The sequence below is a fragment of the Streptomyces sp. NPDC086549 genome, assembly GCF_044746205.1.
Lineage (GTDB): Bacteria > Actinomycetota > Actinomycetes > Streptomycetales > Streptomycetaceae > Streptomyces.
The window spans coordinates 164,352-179,632 of sequence record NZ_JBIVBS010000009.1; the positions used below are offsets into that span (position 1 = coordinate 164,352).

General features: G+C 69.8%; 12 protein-coding genes. 4 read left to right on the forward strand and 8 right to left on the reverse strand.

Annotated features, from left to right (window positions below):
- Position 1 precedes the first annotated feature (1 nt).
- The 5 genes from ACIPSA_RS27220 to ACIPSA_RS27240 form a co-directional block, all read right to left on the reverse strand.
- Complete coding sequence (locus tag ACIPSA_RS27220) at positions 2–1,261, reverse strand: nucleotide sugar dehydrogenase (RefSeq protein ID WP_402638915.1); 1,260 nt, start codon at positions 1,259–1,261, stop codon at positions 2–4.
- The gene (locus tag ACIPSA_RS27225; RefSeq protein WP_402638916.1) at positions 1,261–2,031 is read right to left on the reverse strand and encodes a WecB/TagA/CpsF family glycosyltransferase; all 771 of its coding nucleotides are present in this window, start codon (positions 2,029–2,031) and stop codon (positions 1,261–1,263) included. Before ACIPSA_RS27225 ends, ACIPSA_RS27220 begins: the two co-directional genes overlap by 1 nt.
- Positions 2,028–3,101: a hypothetical protein gene (locus ACIPSA_RS27230; protein ID WP_402638918.1), complete on the reverse strand. Its 1,074-nt coding sequence runs from the start codon at positions 3,099–3,101 to the stop codon at positions 2,028–2,030. Before ACIPSA_RS27230 ends, ACIPSA_RS27225 begins: the two co-directional genes overlap by 4 nt.
- Positions 3,102–3,466: 365 nt before the next feature.
- The gene (locus ACIPSA_RS27235) at positions 3,467–4,066 is read right to left on the reverse strand and encodes an acyltransferase (RefSeq protein ID WP_402638920.1); all 600 of its coding nucleotides are present in this window, start codon (positions 4,064–4,066) and stop codon (positions 3,467–3,469) included.
- Between the two features lie 187 nt (positions 4,067–4,253).
- Positions 4,254–5,339 carry a glucose-1-phosphate thymidylyltransferase gene (locus ACIPSA_RS27240; protein WP_402638922.1) on the reverse strand — a complete coding sequence of 362 codons (1,086 nt, stop codon included), beginning with the start codon at positions 5,337–5,339 and terminating at the stop codon, positions 4,254–4,256.
- A 391-nt stretch (positions 5,340–5,730) separates the two neighbouring features.
- Here ACIPSA_RS27240 and ACIPSA_RS27245 point away from each other — a divergent pair, with 391 nt between their 5' ends.
- A complete protein-coding gene (locus ACIPSA_RS27245) occupies positions 5,731–7,932 on the forward strand; it encodes a TIGR03767 family metallophosphoesterase (protein WP_402638925.1) in 2,202 nt (733 codons plus the stop codon).
- 62 nt (positions 7,933–7,994) lie between these two features.
- Here ACIPSA_RS27245 and ACIPSA_RS27250 read toward each other — a convergent pair whose 3' ends face one another.
- Positions 7,995–9,119, reverse strand: a complete 1,125-nt coding sequence (locus tag ACIPSA_RS27250; protein WP_402639306.1) for a serine hydrolase domain-containing protein — start codon at positions 9,117–9,119, stop codon at positions 7,995–7,997.
- 248 nt (positions 9,120–9,367) lie between these two features.
- Positions 9,368–10,264 (reverse strand): alpha/beta hydrolase, encoded by an 897-nt coding sequence (locus tag ACIPSA_RS27255; protein ID WP_402638927.1) that lies wholly within the window; start codon positions 10,262–10,264, stop codon positions 9,368–9,370.
- Positions 10,265–10,371: 107 nt separating this feature from the next.
- On the opposite strand from ACIPSA_RS27255, the gene ACIPSA_RS27260 reads away from it, so the two are divergent.
- Both ACIPSA_RS27260 and ACIPSA_RS27265 read left to right on the forward strand, forming a co-directional pair.
- On the forward strand, positions 10,372–11,406 hold the full coding sequence (locus ACIPSA_RS27260) for a helix-turn-helix domain-containing protein (protein ID WP_402638929.1): 1,035 nt from the start codon (positions 10,372–10,374) through the stop codon (positions 11,404–11,406).
- 170 nt (positions 11,407–11,576) lie between these two features.
- The gene (locus ACIPSA_RS27265; protein WP_402638931.1) at positions 11,577–12,320 is read left to right on the forward strand and encodes a dienelactone hydrolase family protein; all 744 of its coding nucleotides are present in this window, start codon (positions 11,577–11,579) and stop codon (positions 12,318–12,320) included.
- A gap of 43 nt (positions 12,321–12,363) precedes the next feature.
- On the opposite strand, the gene ACIPSA_RS27270 is transcribed toward ACIPSA_RS27265, so the two are convergent.
- Positions 12,364–12,840, reverse strand: a complete 477-nt coding sequence (locus ACIPSA_RS27270) for a hemerythrin domain-containing protein (protein ID WP_402638933.1) — start codon at positions 12,838–12,840, stop codon at positions 12,364–12,366.
- Between the two features lie 304 nt (positions 12,841–13,144).
- Between ACIPSA_RS27270 and ACIPSA_RS27275 the strand changes: the two genes are divergently transcribed.
- Positions 13,145–15,217 carry a protein kinase gene (locus ACIPSA_RS27275; protein WP_402638936.1) on the forward strand — a complete coding sequence of 691 codons (2,073 nt, stop codon included), beginning with the start codon at positions 13,145–13,147 and terminating at the stop codon, positions 15,215–15,217.
- Positions 15,218–15,281: the final 64 nt, after the last annotated feature.

Consider the following 15,281-nt stretch of genomic DNA (forward strand, 5'->3'; position numbering starts at 1 on the left):
CTCAGAGCACCTCGATCGTGGGTCCGGACGGCAGCCGTCGGCGGCAGTCGAGGACGAAGGGGGCGTGTTCGGCGACGAGTTCGTAGTCAAAACTGTCGTGGTCGGTGAGCAGGACCACCACATCGGCGGCCGCCAGCTCGTCCGGTTCCGGTTCGACCCGCACCAGCCGGGTGTCCACCGGCAGGGTTTCGACCACGTGCGGATCCGCCGCCCTGACCTGGGCCCCCATGTCGAGCAGCAGTTGGGAGATGCGCAGGGCGGGCGACTCCCGGGCGTCGCCGGTGTTCTTCTTGTACGCCAGGCCGAGCAGCAGGATGCGCGAGCCGTTCACGGAACGACGTCTTTCGTTGAACAGGTCGCTGATGCGGCGCGTCACGTACTCGGGCATGTGGCTGTTGATGTCGTTGGCCAGCTCCACGAAGCGGAAGCTCTGGCCGAGTTCGCGCTGCACCCGCCAGGACAGGTACGAGGGGTCGATCGGCAGGCAGTGACCGCCGACGCCCGGTCCGGGCGTGAACTTCATGAAGCCGAAGGGCTTGGTGGAGGCGGCGTCGATGGCCTGCCAGACGTCGATGTCCAGGTGGTGGGCGAACATCGCGATCTCGTTGACCAGCGCGATGTTCACATGGCGGAAGGTGTTCTCCAGGAGCTTGGCGAGCTCGGCCTCCTTGGGCGAGCTCACCGGCACGGTGGTGTCGACGAGCTGTGCGTAGAAGTCCTGAACGGCTTTCAGGGAGGCTTCAGTGACGCCGGATACGACCTTCGGGGTCTGCTCGAAGCCCCAGACGGCGTTTCCGGGGTCGATCCGCTCCGGGCTGTAGCCCAGGTGGAAGTCGGTGCCCGCGGTCAGGCCCGAGCCGTCCTCCAGGATCGGGGCGAACAGTTCCTGGGTGGTGCCGGGATAGGTGGTCGACTCGAGGACGACGGTGGCTCCGGGGCGCAGGTAGCGGGCAAGGGTGACCGCCGATTCCTGGATGTAACGGAGGTCGGGAGTGCCTTCGTGCAGCGGGGTCGGGACGGTCACGACGGCGACGTCGAATCCGCCGCAGTCGCGGGCCGCTTCGCTCGGGCGGTAGGTGCCCTGGTCCAGTGCCGCCCGGATCCGCTCGGAGGAGACGTCCTCGACGAAGGACTCACCGGCGGCAAGGCTCTTGACCCGCCGGGAGTCGACGTCGTAGCCGATCACCTCGTGTCCGACCTCCGCGGCGCGGATGGCCAGTGGCAGGCCGACGTATCCCTGTCCGACCACGACGACGCGCATCAGTGACTCCTGTTCGCGGAAGCGGGCGACGGGGTGAGCCGGATGAGCTCTCGCGCCGTCATGAGGAGGAAGGCAGCATTGGTGGTGAGATAGCGCCGGCCCAGGCGGCGCGGCTCCTGCAGTACGCGGTAGAGCCATTCCATGCCCCACCGTTGCCAGGCCCCGGGGGCCCGCTTGGTGACTCCGGCCAGGATGTCGAAGGAGCCGCCGACTCCGTGTACGACGCGGGCGCCGGTGCGTTCGCCGTAGGCGGCGGTGAAGATCTCCTTTTTCGGCGAGGTCATGCCAAGGAACAGCATCTGGGCGCCGCTGTCGGCGATCCCGTCGGCTATCGCCTCCTGCTGGGAATCGTCGAAGTAGCCGTTGCGGCTGCCGGCCACCCTCAAGCGGGGGAAGCGGTCGGCCACCCGGCGCAGCATCTGCTCCAGCACATCCTGCTTGGCGCCGAGGAAGTACACGGACACGCCCGCCGATTCCGCCTCGGCCAGCAGCCGCAGGAACAGGTCGATACCGGCCACCCGTTCCGGCAGCGGGGCCCGCAGTATCCGGCCGGCCCAGACCACGGCCTGTCCGTCGGCGAGGACGAGATCGCAGCCGGCCACGGCCTGGGCGAGCCGGGGGTCCCGCCGCATGTTCACCAGCTTCGCGGCGTTGACCACCCCGATCTCCAGCTGTCTGCCGTCCCGGACCGCATCGAGGCAGCGCTGTATGGTCTCGTCCATGGTCAGGGGGTCCAGCTCGATCCCGAACAGCGGCTGACGCTCGGTCATATGCGGCCCCCCTGCCAGGCGTAGAGCATCCAGCCGAATTCGTACGGCCGGCATTCGCGGTCCACGGAGACGGGGCGGTACAACCGGTCCAGGGACTTCAGCCGGAGGTTCGGAGCGACTCGGGAGCCGAGCCCTCGGGCGGCGCGTACGGCCTTCTTCGGGTCGCCCCGGTAGACCTTGCGCCAGGTGACGCCGAGCTCGTCGAGGATCAACGGCTCCTGACTCTCGGGGCGGACGGCCAGTTCGGGCACCTCCGTCATCCAGCGCAGACCCTTGCGGATCGACGCGCCGAAGTCGGTGCCGCCGACGTCGGCAAGATCGAACAGAGCGGTCGGCGCCATCGCGTGCTGATGGACGCTGTAGACCGGGTAGCCCTCCACGACACCGCCGGTGCGCGCGTCGTAGTGCCACCACCACTGCCCGCCGTCGCCCTGCAGTTCGCAGATGCGCGCAGCGCACGCCTCGGACGCGGCCAGCGCCTCCGGATCGCCGTCTCCGTCACCGCTGGCGTGTGCGCGGGCCAGGGCCTGCAGCGGGTACGTCTGGTCGGCGAAGCAGCTCACGTGCGTCCGGTACCAGGGCACCATGCCGGGCCCGGTGGCGTGCGGGAACAGCGGGCTGTCCCCGATGCGGGCCCGCAGCAAGCGGTCGCGGGCTGCGGTGAAACGTCTCTCCACATCGACCGTGCGTCGAGCCGCCGCCAAGGCGGACAGCACCCATGCCGCCTCGACGGTGTACTGGGGCCGGCCCTCCTCGTCCAGGGCCTCCACCCGCGCGACGGCGTCGGAGAGTTTGGGGTGTCCGGTCTCGGCCGCGGCCCAGGCGATGAGCGCCGCGTCACCGAGGTTGGTCACCGCGGGCAGCGATTCGACGAGCAGGCTCGTGAACTCCTGTGCCGTTCGCCCCCCGAGCGCCGCGCGCTGGCGGTCCTCGGGGAGGAACTGGGCACCCAGCGCGGTGATGGCCGCGTAGCGGGTGCTGGTCCCGCGCCGCTCCAAGGCCCAGGAACCGTCGGGTGCCCTCCGCCCGGCCAGGGTGAAGGCTAAGGCCTCTCCGCCGGGGAGCAGCATGGGCGGGAGTCCCAACTCGGCTACTGAGAGAAGGCGTTGGGCAAGCGTGAATAGCGGTGGTTCCTCACGACCGAGCGCCGCCAGACGTGTGATGGTCATCGTTTGGGCACACCAACCCCCCTGTGGGTCCTCTTGTGAACACACTCGTGATCGCCGCGTCGTGCACGGTCACGCGGCGGAAGGCAGACGTCAGACGTCAGGCGTCGGAGCGGATGTCACTCCTCGCTTCAGGCACAGGTATAACCACCCGGCACCCCCCCTGGGCACGACCGGTTTGCGTGCTCACTGTGCTAGGTCTGCACAGTTCGCACACATGTTATGCATGCGGATGTTCGAGGATTGGCGTTTTGCGAGAAATCAGGGAGTCATGCGTGCTCGACGAGTTCGCCGTCCTTCTCCTCGTGCAGCGCACCCGTCTCGGGACACTCCCATCCCCCTGGCTCTCCTTCCCGCTCGACCAGTCGAACGCCGGCCCTGCCGACCCAGCCGATCCGCCGCGCCGGAACGCCCGCCACGAGCGCGAAGTCCGGCACGTCCCGGGTCACCACGGCGCCTGCCGCGACCAGCGCCCAACGGCCTACGCGTACCGGTGCCACACACACCGAACGGGCCCCCAGCGACGCCCCCTCGGCCACCACCACTGCCACGGCCTCCCAGTCGCAGCCGCGCTTCAGCCGGCCCTGCGGGTCCACCGAACGGGGGAAGTAGTCGTTGGTGAGCACCGCCGCGGGGCCGACGAACACCCCGTCGCCGAGCACCGCGGGTTCGTAGACCAAGGCGTAGTTCTGGAGCTTCACGTTGTCGCCGATCCGCACCCCCGGGCCGACATATGCCCCCCGGCCGACGATGCATCCGCTGCCGAGGCGGGCGTCCTCCCGTATCTGGGCCAGATCCCAGACCGTCGTTCCGTCACCGATCGTTGCCGTCTCGTCGACCTGGGCGGTCGGCTGGATCCTGAAGCTCACCGGGCTGAACCTTTCTTCTCGTCGAGCAGAGCCGGAAACGCCGTCGCGAGCGCCTCGCGCCGGAGACGGCTGGGTTCTATCCCGGTAGCCCCGGGGATCTGCCAGGTGGTGGTCTTGGTTACCCGCTCGCCGTGTGCGACTCGGCGCCGAAGCGGACCACCTCGTCATGTGAAACCGGCACTGCCCGTCATCGGAATCCTGGCCGCCATGATGAGATCTGCACCTTGCTGTGGTCGCCGAGGACGAAACGGTGGGCGGCGGGCTTGCGGGGCGCGGGAGTGACCTCGACGTTGCGGCCGATGAGGGAGCCTTGCACCCGCCGGACGCCGCTCACCGAGGAGCCGCGCAGGACGATCGAGTACTCGATCTCGCTGTCCTCGATCCGGCAGTCGCCGGCCAACGAGGTGAAGGGGCCCACATAGGAGCCGGTGATCACGGTGTTCGCACCCACGACGACCGGGCCCACGATCCGGCTGCCCGTCACCTTCGCCCCGGACTCGATGCGCACGCGGCCGATGATCTCGCTGCCGTCGTCGACCGTGCCGTCGATCCGGCGCTCGAGGGTCTCCAGCACCGAGCGGTTGACCTCAAGCATGTCGGTGACGTTTCCGGTGTCCTTCCAGTATCCGGAGATGGTCGTGGAACGCACATCACGTCCGGCGTCGATCAGCCACTGGATGGCGTCCGTGATCTCCAACTCGCCCCGCCCGGACGGCTTGATCGCGCGTACGGCCTGATGGATCGCCGGGGTGAACAGATAGACGCCCACCAGCGCCAGCTCGCTCTTGGGATGCCTGGGCTTCTCCTCCAGGCCGATCACCTGGCCCGCCGCGTTCAGTTGGGCCACCCCGAACGCGGTCGGGTTTGCCACCCTTGTCAACAGGATCTGCGCCCCCGGCCGCTTGGCGCGAAAGGCGTCCACCAGATCCGTGATGCCACCGACGATGAAGTTGTCGCCCAGGTACATCACGAAGTCGTCCTCGCCCAGGAACTCGCGGGCGATCAGCACCGCATGGGCCAGCCCCAGCGGCGCCGCCTGCGGGATGTAGGTGACGTCGAGTCCGAACGCGGAACCGTCGCCGACCGCCTCCCGGATCTCCTCGGCGGTGTCCCCGACGACGATCCCGACCTGTGTGATGCCCGCCCCGGCGATCGCCTCGAGACCGTAGAACAGCACCGGCTTGTTCGCGACCGGTACAAGTTGTTTCGCCGATGTATGAGTTATGGGACGTAAACGGGTACCTGAGCCGCCGGACAACAAGAGCGCCTTCACGGGGATCACCCTACTTACGCCCGACTCGTGGACGAAGGGATTCCGCGTACGTACGGCGCCGTGTTCGACCTTCGCAAACTCTTCCGTGCGTCAAGTCCCTTGCGACGCAAGAGGGCGGCCGAATGGCTCAGTGGATGAGTCACTGTCCCAGCTCTTGCGGCACCGGGTCTCCGTGCCCCACTCTTGGCGAGGCCTTCCGCGGTTGACCCGGCCTGGACACGTAGGTGACGGACACTCACTTCCGCATCACCAGGGGGAGCTCAGTGTCGTATCGGCCTGTCCCACGGTCGGCAGCGCCCGCTTCTCCCAGCGGCGGCGTGCCCAGGAGGCCCTACGGCCGATTCCCGATCGAACAGGACGCGACATGGAATTCTCCCGGCGAAGAGTCCTCGTGGCAGCCGCAGCGAGCGTGGTGGCGGCGGCCGTCGAAGTCGGCGGACTGCGAACCACCGCCAACGCCGCGACCCGGACGGCCGCGACCACCGGCTCCGCCTTCGGCCTCACCACTGTGGACGTGACCGTCCAGCGCGGTCCCGACCTGGGTGAGGGCTACCACGGCATCGTCGCGGCTCCCGGCGAGCCGCACATCGTCCGCCGGGACCTTGTCGACGTCACCGCTCCCCAGACCGCCCGCTCGCTGGCCGCCTTCGCCCAGATGTCGGACCTGCACATCGTGGACGACCAGTCGCCGCTGCGCGTGGAGTGCCTTGACCGGCTCGCGGACTTCGGGCCCCCGCACTACAACTCCTACCCGACCGCATCCGCCTATCGGGCCCACGAGTTCCTCACGACGCACTCCACCGACGCCATGTGCCGGGCCCTCAGGGCCGTCGGCCGGGGCCCGCGCACCGGCACCCCGCCGGCCTTCACCGTGGTCACCGGCGACGCGGTCGACAACTGCCAGTACAACGAGACCCGTTGGTACATCAGCCTGCTCGACGGCAGCACCGTCCGCCCCGACTCCGGCGACCTCGCCAAGGACGAGAGCGTGTCGAGCGGCGTCTTCGGGCCCGATGCCGACTACTGGCACCCCGAGGCGCACCAGAACCCTCCGGACAACAACGATCTCAACGGCTTCCCGGTCCTCCCCGGCCTGTTGACGGCCGCCCGCAGGCCGTACACCGCCACCGGGCTCGGCATGCCGTGGTACGCCGCCTACGGCAACCACGACGCGATGGTGCAGGGCAACGTCCCGCCCGACGTGCTGCCTTTCGACCCACTGAAGAGCATCGCCACCGGGTCGACCAAGCTGACGCAGGTCACCGGGGTTCCGGACGTCTTCGACTACTCCGACCCCTCGTACTACATCGAGTTCCTCAAGGACATCATCACCGGCGACTTCACCCTGAAGACCGCCACGGTGACCGCCGACCCGGGGCGCCGGCTGCTCTCGCGGCAGGAGTTCATCTCCGAGCACTTCGACACCACCGGGCTTCCGGCCGGGCACGGGTTCACTTCGGGCAGCGACAAGGCGTACTACGCGATACCGTCAGGCACGAACGATCTCGTCGAGTTCCTCGTCCTGGACACCACCAACGGCAGCGGGGGCGCCGACGGAGCACTCGGTCAGGACCAGTGGAACTGGCTCCAGAGCCGGCTGAAGGCCAACAGTTCCCGCTACGAGCTCGACGACTCCGACGGCACCAGGCCCCGGACGGTCGTCAACCGGTCCGGTGTCACGGACAAGCTGTTCGTCGTCTTCTGCCACCACACGATCGACTCGATGGACAACACGGACAGCGACCACCCGTACAGCGGCGCGGACCTGCGCGACCTGCTGCTGCGCTTCCCGAACGTGGTCCTGATGGTCGACGGCCACACCCACGCCAACAACATCACGGCCCACCGTCCCGCCTTCCCGTCCACCCTCGGGAACGGCTTCTGGGAGGTGAACACGGCCTCGCACATCGACTGGCCCATCCAGAGCCGTGTCCTGGAGATCGCCGAGGGCGGCGGCCTGCTGTCCATCTTCACCACCATGGTCGACGCCGACGCGCCGCTGTCGGCCAACGGGGACACCAGCACCCCAGCGGCGCTGGCCTCCCTGGCACGGGAGCTCTCCGCCAACGACCCGCAGGAAGTGGGCCGGGGCATCGACAAGCGCCGCGGCACCCCCGACGTGCGCAACACCCAGCTGCTCGTTCCGGCGCCCTTCACCATCCCGCCCGGCGCCGGCACGCCGCTCCCCGGCGTCGGCTGGCCCCAGGTCCAGCAGGGGCAGAGCGGTGAGAGGGTCAGGACCCTGCAGTACCTGCTGAACGCTCGCGGTACGGCCCTGACCGTGGACGGCGTCTTCGGCCCCGCCACGGCCTCTGCCCTGCGGTCCTTCCAGACCCGGATCGCCCTGCCGGCCGACGGCATCGCTACAGCGCCGACCTGGCAGGCGCTCGTCGTGACGGTGCAACAGGGCAGTACCGGCCAGGCGGTGTCGGCGACGCAGAGCCGGCTGAGAGCATACGGTGCGGCCCTGACCGTGGACGGCATCTTCGGCTCCCTCACCGCCTCTGCCCTGCGGTCGTTCCAGACCAGCCGAGGGCTCACGGCCGACGGCGTCGTGGCCTCGTCCACCTGGCAGGCTCTCCTGGCGCCCTGACGTCGGCAGGTGCTGCACCGACCGGTACCGGCCCGAGCCGGGGCGAGCGTGCGGCACTACGGCTACGGAACGAACGCCGGGGCCTGCGAGGCCTTCATGGCCTGGACGTTGACGTCACCGCACAGCGCTTGCTCGTACAGCGTCGCCAGCGCGTCGTCGATGGGGTGGTGCTCCGGCTTCCCCGCGGAGTCCAGCTTGTTCCACCTGATGAGGTTGATGGCGACGGACATCTGGCGCTTGCCGTCGGCCCGGGTCAGGGACATCGTGCCGGCCCCCCACACGGTGCCGTCGTTGCCCCAGAAGGTGCCGCAACCCGGGATGCCGACCTTCTGCAGGCCGAGGCCGTAGTCGATCGTCGTCCCGTCCAGGGCGCGGACCGGGACCGTGCGCTGCATCTGCGCCAGCGACGACTGGTTGACGATCTTGCCGTCAAGCAGTTTGCCGTAGAAACGGTTGAGATCCTCCGTCGTCGATACCAGCGAGGCCGCCGGCCCCACCCAGGACATGTCGTAGACGCTGTAGTCGCGCGGCGGGTCGATCAAGCCGTGCAGAGACTCGTACATCCGCGAGTGCGGTCCCTTGATGCGCGGCCCGGCCGGAAACCCGGTGTGCCGGAGCCCGGCACGCTCGATGACGTTCCGGGTGATGTACTCCTCGGCCGTCGTGCCGGTCACCTGCTCCAGGAGTTGGCCGAGGAGCAGGTAATTGGTGTTGGAGTACACCCCCGTCGGGCCTCCGGGTGCACCGGCGGGAGGTGCCGTGAGCCCCATCTCGATCAGCTCGGCCGGGCGGAACCGCCTGAACCGGTTGTCGTCCAGGCTCTCGGCCGCCCGAGGAGAAGGCAACTTCTGGAGGGACGGGAACGCATAGGGGATGTAATCGGGAATGCCGCTGGTGTGGTTGAGCAGCATCCGAACCGTGATCTTCCGGCCGCGCTCTCCCGGCACCAGCCGCGGCAGATAGTCGCCGATCGGCGCATCGAGCCGGATCCGCCCCTGCTCGACCTGCTGCATGATGGCGGCGGCCGTGAAGGCCTTGGTGATGCTGCCGACGCGCTGCCGCATGTCGGGCCTGACCGGACGGCCGGTTCTGGCATCGGCGACCCCGGAAGCGCCGCGCCATGTCCGGCCGCCATCGCGCACCTCGGCGTACACCCCCGGCATCCCCGCGCGGTGGACACCGTCCATGGCGGACTTCAGCTCCGCAGGGTCGAAACCGTTCGACTGGCTCGGGCCGCCGGCCGGTGAGGCCCTTGTCCCGTCGGGCGCAGGAACTGCCGCCACCGTGCCTGCGCAGACACTCAGCGCGGCCACGCTTGCGAACAACGCCGGTCGGATCTTCAAGACGTCCGTCCTTTCATGATCGATGAGTGCGACGGGGGACTCTCCCCGTGCTGGTCCACAGCCACAGCCACAGCCACAGCCACAGCCACCGCTCACTCGGCGAGAACACGGCGCAGAACGGTGCCGAGCTCTGCGTTCTGCCGCTGCGAGACCTCGGCGGAGAGGATCGCCTGCGACCCGTGGAAGGTGCCGGGCCACTGGTGCAACTCGACCGACACGCCCGCCTGGAGCAGGCGCAGTGCGTAGGCGATGTCCTCGTCGCGGTTCGGACAGAGCTCCGCGGTGGCGACGTAGGCGGGTGGCAGGCCGGACAGATCGGCGGCCCGCGCGGGGGCGGCGTACGGTGTGGCGGGCTGCGAGCCCAGGTAGTGACGCCACGCCGCGGTGGCCTTGTCGCGATCGAACCAGGGCGTATCGGTGAAGTTCCGCGCCGACCACGTCTCCTGCCGGTCGTCGAGTCCCGGCTGGTTGAGCAGTTGGAAGCGGATCGCCGGCCCCTTCTCGTCACGCGCCCGCAACGCCACCGCGGCCGCGAGCCCACCGCCGGCACTGTGGCCTCCGACGGCGATCCGTGCCGGGTCGACGCCCAGTTCGGCCGCGTGCCCGGCCGTCCAGTTCAGCACGGCGTAGGCGTCGTCCAAGGCGGCCGGGAACCGATGCTCGGGGGCCAGGCGGTAGCCCACCGAGATCACCACCGCTCCGGATCCCTGTGCGATCCGGGTGGCCCACGGGTGCTCGGTGTCCAGGTTCCCCATGACGAACCCGCCGCCGTGCAGCCAGACGACGGCACCCTGCGCCTGGTGCGGGCGATAGATCCGCACTGCCACGTCCGGGTCCCCGGGCACCGTGCGGTCCTCGACCTCCACATCCGCCGTGTCCGGTGCCGGCACCGCGGCGGCCAGCTCGGCGAACCTCTGCCGTGCGGTGAACGGGTCGGTCAGGTCGGTGCGCGGGAACAACGGGATGAATGCTTCGAGTTCGGGATCCATGACGACCATCCTCATCGTCGCCCCCCGAGGGGTCACCCGCCGTCCGTCGCGCATCGCACCCCGATCACGCGCCGTTCGGCGCGCCCCGGTCCTTCTATCCTTCTGCCATGGAGGCACTGGCCGTACGGCTGTCGGGACTGGATCCGTACGTCGACGGCGCGATCCGCATCGTCACGTTCTACGACACACTGATGCGCCGGCGAGTGGATCTCCCGGCACTCGCCCGGGCCTCGGCGGGCCTGGCCGAGTGCGTCGCCGGCATACGACTCCACGGCACGGGGCGGGCAATCCGCGTCTCGCCCCACGGCACGGAGGCGTCCACCCCGCGGTCACCCGCGTCCACCACGGCGCTGATCACCCTCGACGAAGAGGAGATCGGCACGGTGTGGCTGGAACGCCCCGGCCCGCCCAACGCGCTCGACGAAGTCCTCCTCGACCGGCTCGCCATCGCCGTCGCAGCGGCCGTCGAGAGATACGGCCCGGCCCGCACCACCATGGCCGACCCCGCCCTCGTCGAACTGGCGATCAGCTCCGACAGCGACGAGGCAGCCAGAGCACGGGCGTTACGGCTCCTGGGTTTCGCCGCCGACCTGCCGGTCCACGTCGCCGCGGTACGCTCACAGCTCCCGCTCGACCAGATCGGCGGCCTGATCTGCCCGGCCCGCCCGGTGAAGGCGGCACCGCTCGCCGACATGGGCGTCATCCTGGCCACCACCATGGACCCGACCCGGTTTCCGGCAGGCGTGCGCGCGGGCATCGGCGCCGCCGGCAGCCCCGACCGATCCTGGCCGCAAGCCCGCACCGCCCTCCGCTTCACCACCCCGCGCGAACCCGTCATCCGCTATACCGACCTGGGCGCGCTGGCGCTCCTGGCCGAGATACCCCGGGACATCTCACGCGACAACGTCGACGTGGCCGCCATCGCCCGAATCGCCGGCCACCCGGAAGACATGGAGACGCTGGACACCTACTGCGCCACCGGCTCCCTGCGCCGGGCCGCCGACCTCCTCCACCTGCACCACAGCAGCGTCGCCCGCCGACTCGAACAGATTGCGAAGACCCTGGACATCGAACTCACCGAACCCACCGGACTGACACGTGCCAGGCTCGCCCTGACCGCATGGCGGCTGCTCCACGACTGAAGAAGATGTTCGCCCTGGCGAGACGCTGGTCGTGGTACGTTCTGCGACGCCAAGTGCCGCTGCGAACCGAGGAGGTGAGACCGATCAACGCTGTGACAGGTCGGGGCTCCCTCCTTTGCACGGGCTGAGGGAGCGCCCGCAGAAGGCATCCCGAAAGGCTCGAAACGCACATGCGCTTCACCTCCCGGTCGTCGTCCGAAGGCGTCACCGAACAGCTCTTCACCCTCCCCTTCACCTTTGGTGAGATCCCCGGCGTGCTGTGGACTCCGGACGGTGCCACCGGTACCCGCCCTCTGATCCTGATGGGACACGGCGGCGGCCAGCACAGGAGGGCCCCCGGCATCGTGGCGCGTGCCCGCCGCTTCGCGGCCGAGTGCGGCTTCGCGGTGGCGGCCGTCGACGCGCCCGCCCATGGCGACCGGCCGCGATCCGAGGAACACGACCGGCTCATCGGCGAGATGCGCAGCCGTATGCGGAGCGGCGGGGACGTGGCTCCGGTGCTGGCCGAAGTCCACGCCCTCATCGCCGGCCAGAGCGTCCCGGAGTGGCGGGCGGTCGTGGACGCGGTCCAGGAACTCGACCACGTCGGTGCCGGCCCGGTGGGGTACTGGGGGCTGTCGCTGGGCTGCGGGCTCGGCGTTCCGTTCGTCGCCGCCGAGCCCCGCGTCCGGGCGGCGGTGCTGGGCCTGAACGGCGCGGAGACCTCGGCCGAAGCCGCCGCGCGGATCACGGTACCGGTGGAGTTCCTGGTGCAGTGGGACGACGAGATGGTGCCGCGGGCGGCGTCCCTGGCCCTGTTCGACACCCTCGGCTCGGCCGAGAAGACCCTGCACGCCAACCCCGGCAGTCACGGCGGGGTACCGGCCTTCGAGCTGGACAGCTCGATGCGGTTCTTCACCCGGCACCTGAGCTGACACCCCTGTCGTCCGCGACGCGCTGACCGGGTCCCCCACCCGATCAGCGCGTGACGGAGACCGTCGCCGACGCGGTCGACGCCGTTTCACCGTCGAGCGCCTTGCCGATCGCCCGCTCTTCGTAGCTGAAGTGGGATTCCATGATGGCCGCCAGTCCGTCGAGCTCACGCCCGATCGCCTCCAGGGCGGCACCACGTGATTGGGCAGCCCTGTCAGCGAGTTCGCTCACCCGGGACAGGATCGAGGCGATCATTCCGTGGTCCTCGACAAGATTCGCGATCGTCACAGCGAGATCCGGGCGTTCCCGCAGCAATGCGGAGAACATCCCGTCGTCCTCACCCTGGTGGTGCGAGGTCAACGCGGCACAGAAGGCCAGGCAATGGGTGAGAAGTACGTCGTCGCCCAACCGGCGGTGTCCGATACTCGTTCTGATCTCGCTGAACTGGCGACGCAGTTCGAGATGCGCTTGCGCAAGCTGCTGGCTCAAGGCGACCGCACGGTCGCCGTAACGGGATGCCACGGATGGCGGCCCTTTCGGTTCCGCACCTCCATGCCTGACGCAGACCGTCACCGGCACGCGATGCTCCCGCCATCCGATCACGCGACGCGACGGAACAGCAAGCACACGGCTGCCCGCCCCCTCGATCACGTCCTGCCAACGAGCAGACGGTCAACCGTTCCGACTCGATAACGCCGTGAGCGGGCCATTCTAGACTGATGGTCGGATTGGGGAACTTTGCGGCTGATGGCGGCCGCTCGACGGGGTCGGGGAGCGGGGTAAGGGGTTCCCCGTAGCCACGCCGCAGGAGCGAGATGGGGGAGTCATGAAACCGCTCGAAGCGGGTGATCCCGCCTCCGTCGGGGAGGGCAGGTACCGGCTGGTCGGACGGCTCGGCCAGGGCGGAATGGGCGTCGTCTACTTCGGCCGGTCGCGGTCGGGCCGGGCGGTGGCCGTCAAGGTCGTACGGCCGGAGCTGAGCACGGAACCGGGCTTCCGGCGCAGGTTCGCCGACGAAGTGGCCGCGGCCCGCCGAGTCAGCGGCTTCCACACCGCGCCGGTCGTGGACGCCGACCCGGAGGGCGAGCCGGCCTGGCTGGTGACGGCCTACGTGCCCGGCCCCACTCTGCAGGCCGTGCTCGACCGGCTGGGCCCCCTTCCCGTGGACACCCTCACCGTGCTGGCCGCCGGCCTCGCCGAAGCGCTGGCGGCCATACACCAGGCCGGGGTCATCCACCGCGACCTGAAGCCCGCCAACATCATCGTCGCGGAGGACGGCCCCCGGGTCATCGACTTCGGCATCGCGCGGGCCCTCGACGGTACGGCCCTCACACAGACCGGGTTCCAGATCGGCACCCCCGGCTTTCTCGCGCCGGAGCAGCTCACCGGGGGCACGCTCACTCCCGCGGTGGACATGTTCGCCCTGGGCGTGGTGCTCAGTCAGGCTGCGGGCGGCGCTCCCTTCGGCGACGGGGCGTCGGCGGCCCGGCACTACCGCGTCGTCCACGAACAGCCGGACCTCACGGGTGTCCCTGACGAGCTGCGCGGGCCGGTCGCGGCCTGCCTGGCCAAGGACCCGCGGGACCGCCCCGGTCCGTCGGAGTTCCTCAATCTCCTCACGGTCCACCATCCGCCGGACGGCAGCTGGCTGCCCGCCGAGGCCGCCGCGGTCGTACGGAGCCAGGACCCGGCGGCGTACTTCGCACCGCCGGATCGCCCGGCACCCGCGCCCACCGACCCACGCATGGCCATCTCCGCCCCGCCGACGGTTGCCGAGGGAGCGGTCGTGGCCTCCCACCCCCTGACCGTCCAGCCGCCGCCCGGCCCCGCCTTCGGGCCCGCGCCGGACGTCGGACCCGACCCCGCACCGCGGTCCGGCGGCACCGTCCCGCCCGACGGCCCCGGACCGGTGGGCGGCACCGGGTCGCGACGAGGTCGTCGCGGGACGGTCGCCGTGGCAGCGCTGCTGGTCGCGGCGGCCACCGCGGGCCTGCTCGTGTGGCAGCCCTGGGCCGGGTCCGGCGAGACCGGCGTCCATGCCAAGGGCGCTTCGCCGTCGGCCCGGCAATCGACCCCCGCCGCGTTTCCCGACGCCCCGCTGCTGGTCCGGATGGACACGGACTCCGGATCGTCGACATGCCACAGCGTGATCGGCCGCCGCGATTCCACCACGGACAACCCGAAACAGCTGATCGACGGCACCTGCGACGTCCTCCCGCAGTGGTCCCCCGACCACAAGTCGGTCGCGTTCACACGCAACACCTCGCAGGGATCGGCCGTCTGGACAGCGAACGCGGACGGCAGCGGCGTCCGCCGGATCGCCGCCATCTCGGGCGGCCGGGTGTCCTGGTCCCCGGACGGCAGGCAGCTCGCCGTCCTGCGCCTGAAGGGCGGCGTGCAGCAGCTGTTCGTCGTGCATGTCTCGGACGGTTCCGCACAGCAACTGACCACCGGCATTGGGAAGGTGGAGGACCCGGCATGGTCCCCCGACGGCAAGTACATAGCCATCTGCCTGCAGAAGACGTCGGGCTGGCAGATTCACCTCGTCGATCCGTCGCACCCGGGCGGCGAACCCCGGCAGGTGACCCACCAGTCCCGGCGGGCGCTGGACCCCGTCTGGTCCCCGGACGGCAAGTACTTCGCGTACACCGCCGGGGCACCCGGCGTAGGGACAGGGGGAGACATTCACATCGTCAGGACTGACGGCACAGGCGACAGGACACTGGTGGAGACCGCCGCCCAGGAGATGGACCCGGTCTGGTCACCGGACGGCAAGTGGGTGGCCTTCGTCCGGGGACCCTTCGACAAACCGGCCATCTGGGCCATCCGCGCGGACGGTACGGGCGCACGCAGGCTCACCACCGGCAGCATCCCGGAGGGCCACCCCTCCTGGCGCTGAGCCGTATCGACTCGGAGCGGTTGACTGCGGCGAGGCGGTCCTGGACGTTGCCGCAATGGTGATC

Excerpts from the sequence above, each read along its gene's own strand:
- ACIPSA_RS27220 (WP_402638915.1), bottom strand. The coding sequence starts at position 1,261 with ATGCGCGTCGTCGTGGTCGGACAGGGATACGTCGGCCTGCCACTGGCC.
- ACIPSA_RS27225 (WP_402638916.1), bottom strand. The coding sequence starts at position 2,031 with ATGACCGAGCGTCAGCCGCTGTTCGGGATCGAGCTGGACCCCCTGACC.
- ACIPSA_RS27230 (WP_402638918.1), bottom strand. The coding sequence starts at position 3,101 with ATGCTGCTCCCCGGCGGAGAGGCCTTAGCCTTCACCCTGGCCGGGCGG.
- ACIPSA_RS27250 (WP_402639306.1), bottom strand. The coding sequence starts at position 9,119 with ATGGACGGTGTCCACCGCGCGGGGATGCCGGGGGTGTACGCCGAGGTG.
- ACIPSA_RS27255 (WP_402638927.1), bottom strand. The coding sequence starts at position 10,264 with ATGGATCCCGAACTCGAAGCATTCATCCCGTTGTTCCCGCGCACCGAC.
- ACIPSA_RS27260 (WP_402638929.1), top strand. The coding sequence starts at position 10,372 with ATGGAGGCACTGGCCGTACGGCTGTCGGGACTGGATCCGTACGTCGAC.
- ACIPSA_RS27265 (WP_402638931.1), top strand. The coding sequence starts at position 11,577 with ATGCGCTTCACCTCCCGGTCGTCGTCCGAAGGCGTCACCGAACAGCTC.
- ACIPSA_RS27275 (WP_402638936.1), top strand. The coding sequence starts at position 13,145 with ATGAAACCGCTCGAAGCGGGTGATCCCGCCTCCGTCGGGGAGGGCAGG.